This is a genomic window from Paenibacillus sp. FSL E2-0151 (assembly GCF_037993015.1).
Lineage (GTDB): Bacteria > Bacillota > Bacilli > Paenibacillales > Paenibacillaceae > Paenibacillus > Paenibacillus amylolyticus.
The window spans coordinates 4,787,734-4,804,279 of the sequence record NZ_CP150308.1 but is presented as its reverse complement, the minus strand read 5'-3'; the positions used below and the strand labels follow the sequence as shown (position 1 = coordinate 4,804,279).

Here is a 16,546-nt window from a genome sequence, read left to right as displayed (position 1 = left end):
ATGAAGAATAGTATGTGGGGAAAACGTGTGCTGGCTGTCATCGCTACTGCGACGCTAGCACTGCCGCTGATTGCCGGCTGTACGGCAAGTGAGGCCAAGGATACGGAGCAGCGTGTATTACGTGTGGCTACGTTGTGGGGAGGACAAGATGACAGTTACTTCCGTCAGCAATTTACCGATGCTTTTGAATTGACACATCCCAATGTAACCATCGAAATTGTAGCTGCTGTTGATCAGAGCAGCATGTATGGGTATGGCAACACGGAAGAACAGCCGGAAGTTCCAGATACAATGGAGAGTCTGAAGAAGATTATGACTGGGGATAACCCGGTTGACGTTATCGTGGCCGATACCGCCACAGTGAAATCATTAATTCAGGAGAATCTGGTGAAACAGCTGGACCCACTGATGCAGGAAGATAAGTTTGATACCAGTGATATCGTGCCTAGTGTACTGGAGGGAATTAAGGACCTTGGGGATCAGAGCATCTATGCATTGACACCAACGTTCTCCTCATCGGCTTTGTTCTATAACAAGGGTATGTTTGAAAAAGCAGGCGTGGAACCGCCAACGGACAACATGACATGGGACGATATTTTCAATTTGGGTACCCGTCTAACGAAAGGTGAAGGTAAAGATCATGTATTTGGTTTCTCCTTCACGACATATCAGGGAGGTTCGCCGTACTACTCCATGCAACAATACTACAGCTCGTTGCAGCTGAAGACGTTTGATGACAAAGCAGAGAAGATGACCGTAGATTCTCCTCAATGGGAGAAAGTGTGGAGCACCATCAGCAAACTTGCGATTGACAAAGTTATTCCTAAAGGCGACGAACCGCAGGATCAGAATCCGAATGGACGTTATGATCCAGTACAGGGTGACCTATTCCTGAGTGGCAAGTCAGCCATGGTTATTGGTGATTACAGTTACATTAATCAATTAATTGATGCCAATAAAAATGCGGATAAAATGAAAGACTTTACGAAAGTGGATTGGGATGTGGTAACACCTCCAGTTCACCCGGAAGCTCCTGAAATTGGAGGTAGCATCTACCTGAGCAACCTCATGGCGATTAATAGTGCGGCTCAGAACCCGGATGATGCGTGGGAACTGATCAAGTACATGAACAGTGAGGACTGGGCTAAGATCAAAGCACGTAGCAGCTATGAGATGGTATCACGTAAGAGCTTCATTAAGCCCAAAGACGGCCTGGATTATAACATTCAAGCATTCTATGCGCTGAAGCCAATTCCTCCAACAAATACCAATCTGGATAAAATGTATCAAAAATCCCCAGGCTTATGGCAAGTCAATGAAAAAGGTATGGAATATTTCAACCAAGTACTAGAGAACAAAAAGACACCAAAAGAAGCGCTTGGTGAGTGGGCAGCTAAAGGAAACGAGATGCTGGAGAAATTGAAAAAGGATCCTAAAGCTACGTTTCAATGAGATTTGATGAAGTAGTCATATCATAAGTTAAGGATAGCCGCTGAAGATTTTAATCTTTGGCGGCTATTTTTATGAAAATGGGGTATTCTACAAAAAGCAGGAATAAATGACGACTCCGGAAAGGACGAGCGGTATGCACTGGGTATATTTCAGCAAGTTGTATGCAACCAAATTTCAGGCAGGATGTCTGGCGAAACGTATGGAGCAGGATGGGTGGATTTACGGTCATAATGAACCAGCGGAAGTGGAAGTTTATCGATCACGTAAAGGACGTTACGGTGTACGTTTTATTCCCTGACATTACCCCTTGACTTATTGGGATAGAATGGTGTATATTAATTAAGTCGCTGTTTTAATATTTCTTACTGACGCGGGGTGGAGCAGCCCGGTAGCTCGTCGGGCTCATAACCCGAAGGCCGCAGGTTCAAATCCTGCCCCCGCAATTTAGTTTCACTTGGATGATTCACAGCCATCATCTGCACGTTATACATTATGTCTAGGGCCCTTAGCTCAGTTGGTTAGAGCGGTCGGCTCATAACCGATTGGTCACAGGTTCGAGTCCTGTAGGGCCCATACTCTTAAAACCCTTGCCTAGCAAGGGTTTTTTTCTGTCTGCATGTAAGCTTTGAAGTAAAAGGTATCTTGTAATGGTGTCTTTCTAGTATGCCCTTTTTTTCGAATCACGATGTATGTCCATGCCATATCTCAAATCTCGCATATACTACCTTATCCCAACCCATAGGAGGTAGATTTCATGAGTCAATTTCTTGATGCAAGAACATCTCAGAATGCGAGTTTGGCTAACTCTATTGCAATACCAATCCTGGTTATTAATACACCACAATTATTCGGCCAGATTGGTCTGCAAACAGCAGGAGCAGGGGCAAACCCACGGGTACAATTCAAAGGTACGGTGTCTGTGCAACTTCCTTTGGCACTCGTTGGTGTAACCATTACAATTGTTAGGGGGACTTTGGCTACGGACCCTGTGATCTATTCCGCAACGTCTACGTTTAGCTTGAGTGTCCTTGCACCTCAGATTATTACGTTCTCTGCAGATGACTTCAACCCGCCTATCACACCTCAATTGACGTACACTGCATTTATCAGTTCCAACTTGCTCGGTACGATCCGTGTAGGCCCTGAGAACTTTGATGGAGCTGTGTATTCCGACTAATGTTGAGCGTCCTTGCCTAAGTAAACTAGATCAATAGTCTTCTTAATTGAAAGGCCTCAAGGACCTGCCCTCAAAAGCAGGTTTTTTTCCTGTTGAAGGGGAAAACTGAACTTCATCGAGTAGGTAGGGTTCTATGATATAATGCATTACAGAGATTGAATGGTATTGGACATAGAATAATACGTGAACATCTGAGAAACGTATGAAATTAGTGATAGAAAGCAGGTTTCCATTTAATGACGTCAAATGAAAGTCAACGTTTTCGTTACAGTGAAGCTCCGGTATGGGATTGGCAGAGAGCTTATTATGAACAGAAGGGGCTACAAGCTTGGACAGAGAACCAAGTCCCTCAATATATTACGAGTAATCCGATGATTGCCACGGCGTATGCAGAGATGATCTTTGGCTTTCTTCAGGACCTTTCGAACAAAGGAAAGATCAACGAGACCGTAACCATTCTTGAACTTGGAGCGGGTGTAGGGCGTTTGGCACATCAAGTTCTCCTGAAATTGCTTGAGTTAAAGGAATTTGCTGGAATACCTTTACCGCCTTTCAGATATGTGATGACGGATCTCGTAGCGGAGAATGTGCTAGGTTGGCAGGAGCATCCATCCATGCAATCCTTTATTCAACAAGGTATAGTGGATTTTGCGCGTTTTGACGCTGTAGCGGATACGGAATTGAATTTGGTCGTTGCAGGCACGGTTATTCAGCCCGGTGATCTGAAACAACCGTTGTTGTTGATTGCTAATTACTTTTTTGACAGCATTCCACAGGAATTAATCTACATTGGGGATGGCGAGATCTATGAGTGTGATCTGCTTGTACAGTCTCCGGATCGTCGTCTTGATCTTGAGCCCGCTGAGATGCTGAAGAACATGACACTGAGTTATGAGTATCGCCGAGCGCCGGAATACAGTGCGGATAACTATCCATATCAGGAGCTTATTACATTGTACAAAGAGGAACTGGAGGATTCGCACATTCTTTTCCCTGCAATCGGGTTGTCCTGTCTCGAACGGTTGAACAAGCTGTCACAGTCAGGTTATGTGTTGATTACCGCTGATAAAGGGGATCATCGCCTGGATAACTGGAAGTTCGCAGAGCCACCAGAATTTGTTCTTCACGGGAGTTTTTCTCTAACGGCTAACTACCATGCGATTCAATTTGTTCTTGAACAACAGGGCGCTCATACTCGATTCACAACACATCATTACAAAGATCTGAACGTTGGGTGTATGTTGATGGTGGACGAACCCATCAGTTATGTGAACACACGTCTGGCCTACCATCGATTTGTTGAACGGTTTGGACCAGATGACTTTTTCAGCATGAAACAATGGGTAGACTCTCGAATAGAGAGTATGGAGTTAAAGCATATTTTACCGTTTTGGCGTCTGGGCGGGTATGATGCGGAGTTCTTGATTCACAGTGCTACCCACATTTCCAGTCTTCTTCCTGATGCAAGTGATGAGGAGATGCTCGATATTCAGTCTGGTATTCATACGATGTGGTCGTCCTACTATGTGATGGAGCAGCAAGGAGGTCTCGCATTTCTGGCAGGGCAGCTATTATATGAGATGTATATGTATGAGGATGCAAAACGGTTTCTGGAGATATCATTGGTTGCAGATCCGAGTAACCATAATCCAGCTGTCTTGTACGATTTGGCTGTGTGCTGTTACGAACTTGAACTGGAAGAAGAAACCCTGTCATATACGCATAAAGTATTGGCTCTGGAACCTGATCATGAAGAAGCAGCAGCGTTGCTCCAGAGTTTCGAGTTGATCTGAACGGAACAATTTTAGTTTGTCTCCTATATGTCTAGAAATAGTGATGGTTGTATATAAAATTGAAACCTAATTGGGTTGTAATCGTATTAATGGGATATTCAACCAATTATTTCTATAGTACATAAAGGAGACAGCGCTATGAAGAAAATGTTATCCGTTGCATTATATCCACTTGCTTGGGTGCTGGGGGCACTGAGTATCTTATCTGGAAATGAAAACAGTGTCCTATTGGTGAAGGATATCGCTACAGATCGAAGCTATGATGGGCAGGCCATCTATGATAGTATTGAACGTAGAAATGTCTAACTACATATCATTCAACTGTTTCACCGAGCAATAACATGAGAAACAATTACTCATGAAGTGATGTACGATGAGCAGGAGTTCTGTCCGTATAACCTTTAAGCCGGTTTCGTGCCTTATTCAGGTATGAACCGGCTTTTATTATGGCTTTAGCCAGTTGAGTGCGTGAAACGCGCGAAACAAAAAACCACCCGCTATGCGGGTGGAGGGATCGAGGGTTTGACCACCAAGACCATTCCGATAAAATTGAGATGTTCAGGCTCAAAGAAAGGAATGGTCTTAGATGGCAAACAAGAGCTATAGCCTAGCTCACACAAAGTGGATGTGCAAATACCACATTGTATTCACCCCGAAGTATAGACGGAAAGAAATCTATAATCAAGTAAGAAAAGACTTAATCGAAATTTTTAGACGTCTATGTAAGTACAAGGGAGTAGAAATTATAGAAGGTCATATGATGCCCGATCATGTTCACATGTTGGTAGCGATTCCACCGAAAATAGCTGTCTCAACGTTCATGGGATATCTAAAGGGAAAAAGTTCGCTAATGATATTCGAGAAGCATGCTCAGCTCAAGTATAAATACGGCAATCGAAAGTTTTGGGCAGAAGGGTACTATGTGAGTACAGTGGGTCTAAATGAAGCAACGGTAAGAAAGTATATTCGTGAACAAGAAGCACATGATCAAGCGTTAGATAAGCTGAGCGTAAAAGAATACGAAGATCCATTCAGCAGTCATCGGAGCAAAAAGAAGTAAAACCAGTTTAACTGGTGAGTGAAAGTGACAAATAACACTGAGCCTGAACAGCCCTGCTGTCAGGCTAGCGTCTTTAGGCGCAGTTTGGCAACAGGGGGTTATACCCCAAGAGCAAACCACCCGTTGGACGGGTGGTCCTGATTATTGAATGGGGGATACCAGATGAAAATTATCATTGGACAACCGAGGCTCGAACAGCATTTGCTGCAGCTTGAAGCCGAACTCAAGCAACACCCTGATGCGGATATGTTGTTTTTTCCTGAAGGTTATCTGAACCAAAATGTTGAGGAAGCTTGCAGGTTGGCGGCTGAATATGGGACCATGATTGTCTCAGGTCATCGCAGACTGGACGAACGTCCAAAGGACCGATCAATTATCATCAGTAAGGCTGGAGAGGTTGTATTGGAGAAAGCTAAATATACACCTGCTGAGAGGGTTGAGGAACAGGGTTGGGTAATAAGCACTTTGTTGTGTGATGAGCTGGTCTTGCAAGGATTTCGCAATGAGAATATAGGGAATGTGGACATTGTGATGCATTCCATTGGTGTGGGCATGTTCAGTGAAGAGCAGTACAGTGAGTGGGTAGAAGAGGCTCGACAGATCGCCTTGAAGCATCAATGTATTGTCATGGGGACAAGCCATGCGGATGGTTCGTACCGTGATAGCGAGATCTCCATTCCAATCGCCTATTGCATAACACCTGATGGAGAGGTTGTTCTGGCATCCCGAAGTGATACACGTACTCGTACAATCCTTCTGGACAGAGGAAATACAGACCCTTTACCTCAGGAGTCACAAGAAAAACAACTGAAAATTTCCATAGCCCTATCCGGTTAAATCAACGGGTATGAATCCCGGATGAATGGGCTGTTGAACTTGCCGATTCGCCCGGTCACTTGCACGGAATACGCATATGTTATGGCATACCTTGAAATTCAAAGGAGGCCAATCAAATGAGTCAAGTTGGATACGGTTGTTGTAATACTGGTGGCGGATGGACTTCTACAAGTGCAATTCTCGTGCTGTTCATCCTGCTCGTGATCATCACAAAATCTTTCTGGCTGTAAGTCACGTGTAGAAACGTGCAAACAGTGGCTCCGCTGAGACTTCAGCGGGGCTTTTCCTGTTTATAAGAAACAACATATGCCATCCATGACATTTGACAACTGAAAACAATGTGCTTAAAATCACATAAGAGACTATTAACAGAGATTGAAGGGATAGCAATGCCGTTTATTCGCTTTAAAGGATTCACAGGTCCTCAGCTAGAGGAAGTTGTACCCCAAATTACAGAGCAGATGGCCCTAATTACTCATATTCCAAGGGAGAGAATGAAGGCAGAGCGTCATGATGTACAAGCGCTAACACCTTCTCCGGCTTCTATAGAGATTCTGATGTTTCAACGTGACCAGGAGATTCATAATCGGATTGCATCGTCGGTGCAAGCTATTTTGGAAGAAGCATATATGCCGGATGTGCACATTTTCTTCAATATATTGTCACCTACTTTGTATTATAAAAAAGGCAAGCCGCTTACAGATTATCGATTGGATTGAGATTGTGAGGGACGAGCAGAATGTTGCTCGTCTCTTTTGATTTACATATTTTTCGTATGTTTAGCAATGGGATGGTTTCTGTGAATTCTGCTCAACGATAATGAGCATATCGCAGATACAATAAACAAGGCTCCACCGATAAGGTATACCCACCGAACGCCCAGTTGATCGGCGACTAGACCAAAGATAACTATGGATACACTCATAACCGTGGATATCAGGACGCCATGGGTGGCGTATACCTTGGTTAGGGATTCGACAGGTACACTGTTCTGAAGCGCTGTCTGCTGAGCCACATCACGAATCTGATGAACTGGACCCATCAGTATGCATAACACCAGAGCGAGCCATGGCAGGTTGTTTAGACCATAAACGACGGTCAGCAGGCTGAAGAGAAGAGAACCCATGGTCATACTAGCGATTAGATGCTTCTGAATACGTTTGGCTAGTGCAAGAGCCAGAATACCTCCAAGCATGGTTCCAGCAGCGTAACTCGAGTTCATGAGTCCCCACCAACCTTCTCCTCGTCCCAGAGCTTCTTTTGCAAAGGCCAGCGTAACAGCTCCGATCCAGATGGAACCCGCAAGTGCTTGGGCAATGCCCATAAGCGTAATCAGCCGTAATGATGGATTCTTCCAAAGTATACTCCAACCTTCCCTCAATACATTCCGCGATACAGCAGATTTCTGAGGTTGTTCTACATTCCGTGTGAGCGAGCCCATGGCAATCATGAAGATCAGAACGGCCCAGGACAGGCTTGTAGCTGCCCAGAAGGTCTGTGACGCCCCCCAGTTCATCACGGCGAATCCCGTCATGGCGTAACCGACAATGGTTACAGTCTGATTGGAGAAAGATAGTAGGCTATTTGCTTTTATAAGGTCTTCACCTTGAACCAATCGTGGCGTTAAAGTCTTCAGTAACGGAGTTTCCCATCCGTCCAAGAAGGATAATGCAATCACTCCGAGCAATATAAGCGGCAGTTGTGAAATCAAGTGATTCAACGAAATGGCTATACAGGTCATGATTAATGTTTTGGCTATGGAAATGCTGATCAATAGTCTGGAGAATGGGAAACGGTTCACAAGTAATGGCAAAGTGAGACCGGCTATTATGCGTGCAATGATCTGAATAAGTGGAAACATTGCAGCAGAGAGTACCGATCCAGTGAGACCGTATATGAATGTAGTAATGACCATGATATATATGACATTAATAAGCGAGAGCAGCGTCTTGGCGGCCCAGTACGGATAAAATGCGATGTTCATGCCAATGATGTCCTTTCCGAAACGATATATCTATATTACGGGCATTGTCATCATTGCACCACAAACAAAGTTATCATTTTCCCGTCATTTCATCACAAAAAAACTGCCCAACAGGGCAGTCATCTTCTAATGCCTATAGTTCATGCCATAGCAAGTGTGAAGGCGATAAGCAACATCAGCAGGCTGGTCGTTCTGACCATAGTCATATAAGGCCTGCTGGGTTCGGCTTCGCCCCGGGAAATCCAGCCATAGCGCAGATACCAGCCGAATTTTGGGAAACAGAGATTGATGATACAGAGTACCATGAATATAAAAAAGAGGGTTCTCATACCCATCTTCCTTTCTCACTTACATAACGGATCTTATTTTAACGTTTGCGTCTGGTAAAAAAGACTACAATCAAAATAATAATGATGATAATTAACAGAAATTTCATGTATGTTCCTCCTGGTGAGTAGTTAGGTTATTGTGGAATGTTAGTTATCAACTATTACCCATAAACCACATGACTTGAATAACTATGTTACAATTAAAATATATTGATTTAATATCAACACATTCCGACTGGTTAGTTTTCTCTCCTTATAATGTACGATTGCAGAATATATAAACATTAATGTGTGTGAGATGAAGGAGGAAGGCATGAGCCAACATAATCAACTCTCATTACAATGGGAATTTATCATCTCGAAAGTGAAATCCTCCGTGACGGTGGTCGATGCTACCTTGCCTGAGCTTCCGCTCATGTATGTAAACGAACACTTTACCCAACTGACAGGATATACGTATGAAGAGTCTGTCGGACACAATTGCCGATTTTTGCAAGGGCAGGATACAGACCCGGAAACGATAATGCAGATTCGTGATGCAATAAAGAAACAACAATCCATTAAGATTGATATTTTAAATTATACAAAAAGTGGTCAGAAGTTCTGGAACGAATTGAATATCGATCCGATCTTTAATGAATCCGGAGAGTGTTTATATTTTGTAGGCATTCAATACGATATTTCAGAACGGAAGTATGCCGAACAGCAGTTGAAGTTTGCAACTTCCATGGCTGAGATGAACAGCAGAGGGCAATTGGAATTCATCGGCAAGCTGAATCACGAGCTTCGTACCCCGCTTAACGGCATTATGGGCATGATCGAACTTGCCAGTATGGGTGAAACTACGGATGAGCAGACAGAATATCTGGAGCTTGCACGTCAATCAGGTGAGGCGCTGCTGAACATCATTAACAATAGCCTGGATATGGCGAAACTGGGCAGAGGCAAAATGGATGTTGAAAACATTGAGTTTCAGCCGTTGAAGCTGATCCAACAGATTGTGAAGACACATGAACCTGCGGCACGGAATAAACAAATTCGTTTGCTCTGTCATGCTGATCTGAATGTTCCTGATGTGCTTATCGGTGATCCGCTAAGACTTCGGCAGGTACTGGATAATTTGCTGAGTAATGCAATTAAGTTCACGGAACAAGGTGAAGTGCAGTTACAGGTGGATGTGAGACAACAACTGATGGATACCGTTGTATTGGTATTTTCTGTGCGTGATACGGGAATTGGCATTCCTCAGCATCAGATCGAACCATTGTTTGATGCATTTACCCAGACCGACATCTCCCATGCGCGCCGATTTGGCGGAAGCGGTCTTGGTCTGACCATCTGCAAAGAACTGCTGGAACTGATGAATGGTCAGATTTCGGTGGAGAGTACAGAGGGGAAAGGTACACAGTTTGAGGTGACACTGCCCTTGCTGCGCCAACAGGCCATTCCCAATGTAGGATAATCAATCAAGCAGGACAGCCGGGCGGTCTCGGCTGTTTTTTTATTATATTGGATTGTTTTGCGAACGGGCGTTCTGTTATAATGCAAGTGTTGAATGGGGGAGACACAGCATGAGTAAGAGACGCACAAGAAGAAAGCGTAAAGGTAAACAAGGTTTCAAAAAGCAGGTTCTGACGCTGGTAGCGATGCTGCTGGTAGCCCTCTACGCCTGGGCTGGGGGAGAATGGCCCGAGGAGATACCTAATCCATTCGGTGGGACTAATAAGAGTGTAGACCATACCATTACGTTCCCTTCAGAGCGTTACCCCGAAACAGCCAACCATATTAAAGCTGCTATCAAGGCAGGGCATTCGGATGTATGCACCATTAATCGTAATGGAGCGGAAGGCAATCGGGATCTATCACTTAAGGGTGTTCCGGTCAAAAAAGGTAAGGATCGTGACGAGTGGCCCATGGCGATGTGTGCTGAGGGAGGAACAGGTGCAGATATCCAGTACATTACCCCGAAGGATAATCGTGGTGCAGGTTCATGGGTAGGGAATCAGTTAAGTACATATCCGGATGGAACACGAGTGAAGTTTGTAGTGAAGTAACAACAGGATATGGTTGGGCAGAAATAAGGATTGTAAGGCCTTTGTTGTGAGGTCAGTGGCAGCGTGGTACAGGATAAGTAGAAGAGAAAAACCAGACGTGCATGCGTCTGGTTTTTTGGTGTAAAGTGCTGGCATAAATAGATCTAGTTAACGTATCTATACGGGAACTGGAGTTTCTAGGATTACAGAGCCGACTAAACGAGTTGCATTCCGCTTAAATGATGAGACCGGATGCTTAACAGACGCGTAACATGTTCCACCTCATCAAACGGTATCCACAGACTGCCGTGGACCGTACGTAAGGAAAGAATGGATGTATCAGCGGTACGCTCGGGAAATCCGGTTACCGTCTGACCGCTTGTATTACGAACCATGATCTGTTGCTTGCGCCGGATGGCAATTTCTACCTCTTTTTTCATAAGTCATTGCTCCTGATTATGAGATGTTAAATCCATATGTCAATGTTTTCAATGGTTAATTTGTCTTCTTTATCTAGTCTATCAGAACTAGGTATAGATTTCCAGAAGAGAAATCAACATTCTTCTAGGTGATTTGTCTTAGCTGTGGACGAACCGTTTTTGAATGGGGATTAAGGGGTTATATTAGGGTAAAAGGAGGGGAACGGAATGACACAATTGATTATTGGGCTGGCCCGTACCGAGAACGAGGCTATAATTATGCTGAATAAGGTGAAAGAGGAAGGCGTCAAGGAGAAAAATTTAGGAGCGGTGGCCAAGGAGCAGCTTAATCTGGAGCTGGTGAGCGAAAAGACGGGGCTACCCAAACCTTTGAAGGGTGCCGGAACAGATGGTGCCTTTGGCGCTCTGAAAGGCATATTGGCTGGTCTGGGGAAGCGAATGGATCAGACGATGTCGATCGGAAATGCAGTGCGTAGACTCGCTGGTAATGAGATTGGAAGTGAGACCGATGATTTGGTGCTTACACTGACTGAAGCGGGAATCTCGGAGGAGGATGCGCGGTATTACGAAGATTGGCTGTTAAAGGACCATATCTTGGTTATCGTGGAGTGCAGTGAGGAAGAAGCGGCTCGTGTTCGACCTATTTTACTTTTTAGTTTAATTTAAGGCTGATTTTAGGTTTCTTTAATGTTGGGGAGGTATTCTTATCTCACACCTCCCTTAATATAGATTGGTTTACCGGAAGTCCGGGACCGCAACTCGGACTTCCTAGGCACTGTGAGCTGACGCTTGCAGTGCCTGTTTCATTTTTTTAAGTTGAACTAAAGATTATTTACACTGACACTCCGATGACAGAATAACCTTCTAATCGCTGTTATCCCCAGATTTTTTCGATTCCCTCTTCTCAAGGGGAAATCCGGTGATAAAGGCGAACGCTTCGCTTTTTCAGTTTTTTCTGTCCTCTCCGTTATCGTGTAAATCATTAGTTAAACTTATATAGTTAGATTATTTTATAAAAAAGTGTTGCAAAGTTAATTAGTTCATGGTAAGATATTTCTTGTCGCCAAGAAATACATAATCCTGCCGGGGTGGCGGAATTGGCAGACGCACAGGACTTAAAATCCTGCGGTAGGTGACTACCGTACCGGTTCGATCCCGGTCCTCGGCATCTTAAAAAGAAGATCGTATGACGCTTGTTAACCAAGCTGCATGCGATCTTTTTTTGTGTTCTTTAATATGATCGTCACTTCATTGCAGACCACATCACCATGCAGCTCATAAACATAAACCCTGCATAATACATATCAGAAGGGACATTTACCTGACTTTTATGAAGAGAGAGAACAATGGTGTATACTATCCGTAGGCATATATTACCTTTACCTTGCTGAACGATATAGGTTCAACTACACATGTACACGATAACGGAGAGGACAGATGTTGTTCTGTCATCGGAGTGCCCGTGTAAATAAACATATTTGAACTTATGTAGAGTCACAAAACCAATAAAACAATCTTATGGACGGAGGACTCAAGTTTATGTTGAAACAGCTTAAGCCATACAAGGTGTTACAGGAGCGCAGAATCGAAGAACTGAAATCGGATGCGTATCTGTTGGAACATCAGAAATCCGGAGCCAAAATTGTACTTTTATCCAATCAGGACGACAACAAAGTATTCAGTATCGGTTTCCGCACACCTCCGGAAGATGATACAGGGGTAGCCCATATTCTCGAACACTCCGTGCTCTGTGGGTCCAAGAAATTTCCGGCCAAGGATTCTTTTGTTGAGTTGCTGAAAGGTTCATTAAATACATTCCTTAACGCCATGACGTATCCCGATAAGACGATCTATCCGATCGCGAGTCGTAATGATCATGACTTCCATAACCTGATGGATATTTACCTGGATGCAGTATTGAATACAAATATTTATGAGAATGAAAAGATATTTCTACAAGAGGGCTGGAACTACAACCTGACCTCTGCTGACGATGAGTTAACCTACAACGGAGTTGTATATAATGAGATGAAGGGGGCCTTTTCTTCACCGGAACGAATGGTGCGCAGAGAAGTGCTGAACTCCCTTTTCCCGGATACCACATACTCCTCCGAGTCTGGCGGGTTCCCGGAAGCTATCCTGGATCTAACGTATCAGGGGTTGCTGGATTTCCACACGAGATACTATCATCCTTCCAACAGTTACATCTATCTCTACGGGGATATGGATATGGAAGAGAAGCTGCAATGGCTGGATGAAAACTACCTGAGTGCATATGATCGAATCGAGATTGATTCGGCCATTCAACTTCAACCTGCCTTTGCAGAACGGGTAGACACAGTTAAGACTTACTCTGCTGGAAGTACGGAATCGGAAGTGGATAACAGCTTTTTGACCTACAATGCAGTGATCGGCACAAGTCTGGACAAGGAACTGAACATTTCCTTCCAAATTTTGTTATACGCACTGTTGAACGCTCCGGGAGCGGTATTGAAACAGGCGTTGCTGGATAAGGGCATTGCGAAGGACGTCTACGGTTCCTATGATGACAGTCTGTATCAGCCTGTATTCACCGTTGGACTGAAGAAGAGCAACCTGGAGAGCAAAGAGGATTTCCTGGGAACGATCAAAGAAGTGCTTGAGCGTGTGGTAAAAGAAGGCTTTGATCCAAAAGCGCTGCTTGCTGGAATTAACTCGTATGAGTTCAATCACAGGGAAGCGGACTATGGCAGAATGCCGAAAGGCCTGATCTACGGATTCTCCTCCCTGCAAAGCTGGTTGTACGATGAAGAAGCACCTTTCACTCATTTGGAAGCCAATGACGTATTTGCTGAACTGCGGACAAAAATGAACGAAGGTTACTTCGAGCAACTGATTGAGAAATATATTTTGCAAAACACACATACTTCTTTTGTGGCGCTTACCCCGGATAAGGGGCTGAACTCACGCAAGGAGGAAGCGTTGAAAGAACGTCTGAAAACTATTCAGGCTGGTCTTAGTGAGGAAGAAGTTCAGACGTTGATTCAGAAAACGGAGGCACTCGCCGAGTATCAGAATACACCTTCAACCAAAGAGCAGCAGCAGGTCATTCCGACGTTATCGATTGAAGATATTGAACCGAAGGCCTCTACGTTGCATCAAACGGTGAACCAGGTCGATGGCACAACCATTCTCCATCATAACCTTTACACCAACGGAATTGGTTATCTGAGACTGTTGTTTGATATCAAAGAAGTGCCACGTCATCTTCTGCCGTATGCAGGATTGCTCAAGAATGTACTGGGTTACGTGGATACTCAAAACTACTCGTTCAATGAACTGTCCAATGAAATCCATATCCATTCAGGCGGTATTCATAGCGGGATTGGATCTTATGCCAACGCGCATAAGCACAATGAATTCAAGGCTACCTATGAGTTTAACGCAAAAGTGTTGTATGACAAGCTTGGATTTGCCTTTGATATGATCAAAGAAATCGTGTTCACTTCCCAATTCGATAATTCGAAGCGGTTATATGAAATCACCTCCCAGATGAAAGGCAACCTGCAACGTAATCTGATCAATAGCGGACACTCTGCAGGAATTGGTCGGTCTTCGTCCAAACATTCAGCGGTCGCGGATTTCAGAGAAGCTGTAAGTGGCATTGCCTTTTACCAGTGGCTTGAGGATCTTCAGGCGAACTTTGAGGCGAGAAAAGAAGAGTTATCTTCCAGTCTGCAAGAGTTGACGGGGTATATTTTCAGACCGGAGAATTTGCTTGTTAGTTACACTGCCGATGAGCAGGGATATGAAGGACTGGAACAACAGGTATCCGACCTGAAAGCGAAGCTGTTCACACATGAAGTTGCCAAGGAAGAATTTACATTCACACCGGCTATTCATAAGGAAGGATTCCGTTCTCCTTCGGAGGTGCAGTACGTGGTGCAAACGGGCAATTATATTGACAAAGGATATCAATACACCGGTTCACTACGGGTCTTGCAGGGAATTCTGTCTCTGGATTACTTGTGGACCAATATCCGCGCCAAAGGCGGAGCCTATGGCTGTATGTCAGGCTTCAGACGAAACGGAGACAGCTACGTTGCATCGTATCGTGATCCGAACCTCGATAAAACGTACAAAGTATATGAAGAAATACCGCAATATTTGAACGAGTTCCGGGCAGACGAGCGGGAAATGACGCGTTATATCATTGGTGCCATTCAGGATCTCGATACGCCGAGAACGCCTTATGGCGAAGGAGCTTTCTCTCTGGAGTGTTATCTGTCGAATGTGACTGAAGCGGATCTGCAACAGGAACGTGACGAAGTGTTAAGCACGAAGGAAAGCGACATTATCGGTTTTGCTGAGCTTTTATCGGCCATACTTGAACAGCAACAGCGCTGCGTGATCGGTAATGAGAACAAGATTGAGGAACAGAAACAAATGTTTGACGAAACGCTTGATTTAATTAAAAACTAAGCGTAGTCTCGCTTATTCCCTGATCGAATAGCGTCAAAGCGAAAGGCACTTTTATGAGCTGGTTCCAACAGCTTATAGAAGTGCCTTTTCTAATGGGGAGGGACTGTCTCCATCCCATATGATATGAGAATGTGTGACGCTCTGCGTTGTTCAGGTGACGGCGAGCATGTTGTATATTTTCAGGGTCCGCAGATCTTCCTTTGAGATTTTTAATTCATTATATAACTCCTGATTCTCGGGCAGCGGGGTTCTGGAGAATAACATTTTGAGCGCGATAGGCATGAAAGGTCTGAAGGAGACACCAGCCATCAGTCCCCACTTTTTCTCTGATTCCTGAAAAGACGCCAGAATATTAATATATAGATTCTCCAGCGGCGTGGCCTGATTTTTCAAAATCAGCGTGGTGAGTGTATCATAATGCTCGGTGTGGCCCCAATACATATTCTCGCACTCCTGGTAGTTCTCAAAATCCTTCACATTCATATACATCACGGTGCGATAACGGTTGGCATCCGATTGAGCCATCATGTCAATGACACAACGAATGAGACTGTTGTTACGCCCGTCATAGAAGTAGGAATAGAAACGTGTGGAGTTCTTGAAAAAGCTGGACGGGACCGCATTCATCAGGGGAGATGCATGCCTTGGTTCTTGGTACAAGAGTTGCTCCACCTGGATGTTGAGTGCATTAGCAATATGATGTAACGTGACCAGATCAAGTGTAATATCTCCGCTCTCATATTTGGACAGGGTTCCTTTGCTTTTGAAGATCTGATCCGCAAGCTGTTGAATGGTCAGTCCCCGCCACTTCCGAAAGTTTCGTATTTTCTTGCCAACTTCCTGATTGATATTGTTCATAACCGGTTCTCCTTATGCAATGTTTCTTGAGAGTACGTGAAAATGATGAAAGTCATTCATAAAAATGATGTTATATGAGAAATATATCACTTTTTCACGGAAATACCTATTTTGGAGAAACA

17 protein-coding genes and 3 tRNA genes are annotated in these 16,546 nt (G+C 44.2%); 16 read left to right on the top strand and 4 right to left on the bottom strand.

The annotated features are described in order from the left end of the window. From MHI55_RS21645 to MHI55_RS21595, 11 genes are all read left to right on the top strand, one after another. A complete protein-coding gene (locus MHI55_RS21645; protein ID WP_047843731.1) occupies positions 1-1,452 on the top strand; it encodes an extracellular solute-binding protein in 1,452 nt (483 codons plus the stop codon). Between the two features lie 133 nt (positions 1,453-1,585). Then, positions 1,586-1,750: a hypothetical protein gene (locus tag MHI55_RS21640; RefSeq protein WP_017687342.1), complete on the top strand. Its 165-nt coding sequence runs from the start codon at positions 1,586-1,588 to the stop codon at positions 1,748-1,750. Between the two features lie 71 nt (positions 1,751-1,821). Beyond that, positions 1,822-1,895: transfer RNA gene (locus MHI55_RS21635), tRNA-Met, on the top strand. Between the two features lie 56 nt (positions 1,896-1,951). Continuing rightward, positions 1,952-2,025 (top strand) — tRNA-Ile (locus MHI55_RS21630). A 181-nt stretch (positions 2,026-2,206) separates the two neighbouring features. Further along, on the top strand, positions 2,207-2,629 hold the full coding sequence (locus tag MHI55_RS21625; RefSeq protein WP_036614795.1) for a hypothetical protein: 423 nt from the start codon (positions 2,207-2,209) through the stop codon (positions 2,627-2,629). Between the two features lie 236 nt (positions 2,630-2,865). Further along, on the top strand, positions 2,866-4,422 hold the full coding sequence (locus MHI55_RS21620) for a tetratricopeptide repeat protein (protein WP_340386864.1): 1,557 nt from the start codon (positions 2,866-2,868) through the stop codon (positions 4,420-4,422). A 138-nt stretch (positions 4,423-4,560) separates the two neighbouring features. Next, a complete protein-coding gene (locus MHI55_RS21615; protein ID WP_340386862.1) occupies positions 4,561-4,728 on the top strand; it encodes a hypothetical protein in 168 nt (55 codons plus the stop codon). 280 nt (positions 4,729-5,008) lie between these two features. Further along, positions 5,009-5,482, top strand: coding sequence for an IS200/IS605 family transposase (tnpA, locus tag MHI55_RS21610; RefSeq protein WP_340386860.1), 474 nt, complete (start codon positions 5,009-5,011; stop codon positions 5,480-5,482). A 162-nt stretch (positions 5,483-5,644) separates the two neighbouring features. Then, a complete protein-coding gene (locus MHI55_RS21605; RefSeq protein ID WP_340386858.1) occupies positions 5,645-6,319 on the top strand; it encodes a hypothetical protein in 675 nt (224 codons plus the stop codon). A 116-nt stretch (positions 6,320-6,435) separates the two neighbouring features. After that, positions 6,436-6,549, top strand: a complete 114-nt coding sequence (locus tag MHI55_RS21600; protein ID WP_081746033.1) for a YjcZ family sporulation protein — start codon at positions 6,436-6,438, stop codon at positions 6,547-6,549. A gap of 159 nt (positions 6,550-6,708) precedes the next feature. Next, entirely contained in the window at positions 6,709-7,038 is a 330-nt protein-coding gene (locus MHI55_RS21595) for a DUF1904 family protein (protein WP_036614785.1), read from the top strand. Between the two features lie 41 nt (positions 7,039-7,079). On the opposite strand, the gene MHI55_RS21590 is transcribed toward MHI55_RS21595, so the two are convergent. Together MHI55_RS21590 and MHI55_RS21585 are read right to left on the bottom strand one after the other, a co-directional pair. After that, positions 7,080-8,303 (bottom strand): MFS transporter, encoded by a 1,224-nt coding sequence (locus MHI55_RS21590; protein ID WP_076250796.1) that lies wholly within the window; start codon positions 8,301-8,303, stop codon positions 7,080-7,082. A 140-nt stretch (positions 8,304-8,443) separates the two neighbouring features. Further along, entirely contained in the window at positions 8,444-8,608 is a 165-nt protein-coding gene (locus tag MHI55_RS21585; protein ID WP_340390624.1) for a hypothetical protein, read from the bottom strand. Between the two features lie 337 nt (positions 8,609-8,945). On the opposite strand from MHI55_RS21585, the gene MHI55_RS21580 reads away from it, so the two are divergent. Then, on the top strand, positions 8,946-10,094 hold the full coding sequence (locus tag MHI55_RS21580; RefSeq protein ID WP_076250797.1) for an ATP-binding protein: 1,149 nt from the start codon (positions 8,946-8,948) through the stop codon (positions 10,092-10,094). A gap of 109 nt (positions 10,095-10,203) precedes the next feature. Continuing rightward, on the top strand, positions 10,204-10,686 hold the full coding sequence (locus tag MHI55_RS21575; protein ID WP_076250799.1) for a NucA/NucB deoxyribonuclease domain-containing protein: 483 nt from the start codon (positions 10,204-10,206) through the stop codon (positions 10,684-10,686). A 194-nt stretch (positions 10,687-10,880) separates the two neighbouring features. On the opposite strand, the gene MHI55_RS21570 is transcribed toward MHI55_RS21575, so the two are convergent. Next, complete coding sequence (locus MHI55_RS21570) at positions 10,881-11,105, bottom strand: hypothetical protein (RefSeq protein ID WP_017687353.1); 225 nt, start codon at positions 11,103-11,105, stop codon at positions 10,881-10,883. Between the two features lie 207 nt (positions 11,106-11,312). Between MHI55_RS21570 and MHI55_RS21565 the strand changes: the two genes are divergently transcribed. The 3 genes from MHI55_RS21565 (at position 11,313) to MHI55_RS21555 (ending at position 15,566) form a co-directional block, all read left to right on the top strand. Beyond that, positions 11,313-11,771, top strand: coding sequence for a general stress protein (locus MHI55_RS21565; RefSeq protein ID WP_076250801.1), 459 nt, complete (start codon positions 11,313-11,315; stop codon positions 11,769-11,771). 416 nt (positions 11,772-12,187) lie between these two features. Beyond that, positions 12,188-12,273, top strand: a tRNA-Leu gene (locus tag MHI55_RS21560). A gap of 371 nt (positions 12,274-12,644) precedes the next feature. Beyond that, positions 12,645-15,566 carry an insulinase family protein gene (locus MHI55_RS21555; protein WP_340386856.1) on the top strand — a complete coding sequence of 974 codons (2,922 nt, stop codon included), beginning with the start codon at positions 12,645-12,647 and terminating at the stop codon, positions 15,564-15,566. Between the two features lie 150 nt (positions 15,567-15,716). Here the strand turns inward: MHI55_RS21555 and MHI55_RS21550 are convergent, their stop codons facing one another. Further along, positions 15,717-16,424: a helix-turn-helix transcriptional regulator gene (locus tag MHI55_RS21550; RefSeq protein WP_017687366.1), complete on the bottom strand. Its 708-nt coding sequence runs from the start codon at positions 16,422-16,424 to the stop codon at positions 15,717-15,719. Positions 16,425-16,546: the final 122 nt, after the last annotated feature.

Bases quoted from the DNA above. Each gene is read 5' to 3' on its own strand.
- MHI55_RS21645 (WP_047843731.1), top strand. From the start codon at position 1: ATGAAGAATAGTATGTGGGGAAAACGTGTGCTGGCTGTCATCGCTACT.
- MHI55_RS21640 (WP_017687342.1), top strand. From the start codon at position 1,586: ATGCACTGGGTATATTTCAGCAAGTTGTATGCAACCAAATTTCAGGCA.
- MHI55_RS21625 (WP_036614795.1), top strand. From the start codon at position 2,207: ATGAGTCAATTTCTTGATGCAAGAACATCTCAGAATGCGAGTTTGGCT.
- MHI55_RS21620 (WP_340386864.1), top strand. From the start codon at position 2,866: ATGACGTCAAATGAAAGTCAACGTTTTCGTTACAGTGAAGCTCCGGTA.
- MHI55_RS21615 (WP_340386862.1), top strand. From the start codon at position 4,561: ATGAAGAAAATGTTATCCGTTGCATTATATCCACTTGCTTGGGTGCTG.
- tnpA (WP_340386860.1), top strand. From the start codon at position 5,009: ATGGCAAACAAGAGCTATAGCCTAGCTCACACAAAGTGGATGTGCAAA.
- MHI55_RS21605 (WP_340386858.1), top strand. From the start codon at position 5,645: ATGAAAATTATCATTGGACAACCGAGGCTCGAACAGCATTTGCTGCAG.
- MHI55_RS21600 (WP_081746033.1), top strand. From the start codon at position 6,436: ATGAGTCAAGTTGGATACGGTTGTTGTAATACTGGTGGCGGATGGACT.
- MHI55_RS21595 (WP_036614785.1), top strand. From the start codon at position 6,709: ATGCCGTTTATTCGCTTTAAAGGATTCACAGGTCCTCAGCTAGAGGAA.
- MHI55_RS21590 (WP_076250796.1), bottom strand. From the start codon at position 8,303: ATGAACATCGCATTTTATCCGTACTGGGCCGCCAAGACGCTGCTCTCG.
- MHI55_RS21585 (WP_340390624.1), bottom strand. From the start codon at position 8,608: ATGGTACTCTGTATCATCAATCTCTGTTTCCCAAAATTCGGCTGGTAT.
- MHI55_RS21580 (WP_076250797.1), top strand. From the start codon at position 8,946: ATGAGCCAACATAATCAACTCTCATTACAATGGGAATTTATCATCTCG.
- MHI55_RS21575 (WP_076250799.1), top strand. From the start codon at position 10,204: ATGAGTAAGAGACGCACAAGAAGAAAGCGTAAAGGTAAACAAGGTTTC.
- MHI55_RS21570 (WP_017687353.1), bottom strand. From the start codon at position 11,105: ATGAAAAAAGAGGTAGAAATTGCCATCCGGCGCAAGCAACAGATCATG.
- MHI55_RS21565 (WP_076250801.1), top strand. From the start codon at position 11,313: ATGACACAATTGATTATTGGGCTGGCCCGTACCGAGAACGAGGCTATA.
- MHI55_RS21555 (WP_340386856.1), top strand. From the start codon at position 12,645: ATGTTGAAACAGCTTAAGCCATACAAGGTGTTACAGGAGCGCAGAATC.
- MHI55_RS21550 (WP_017687366.1), bottom strand. From the start codon at position 16,424: ATGAACAATATCAATCAGGAAGTTGGCAAGAAAATACGAAACTTTCGG.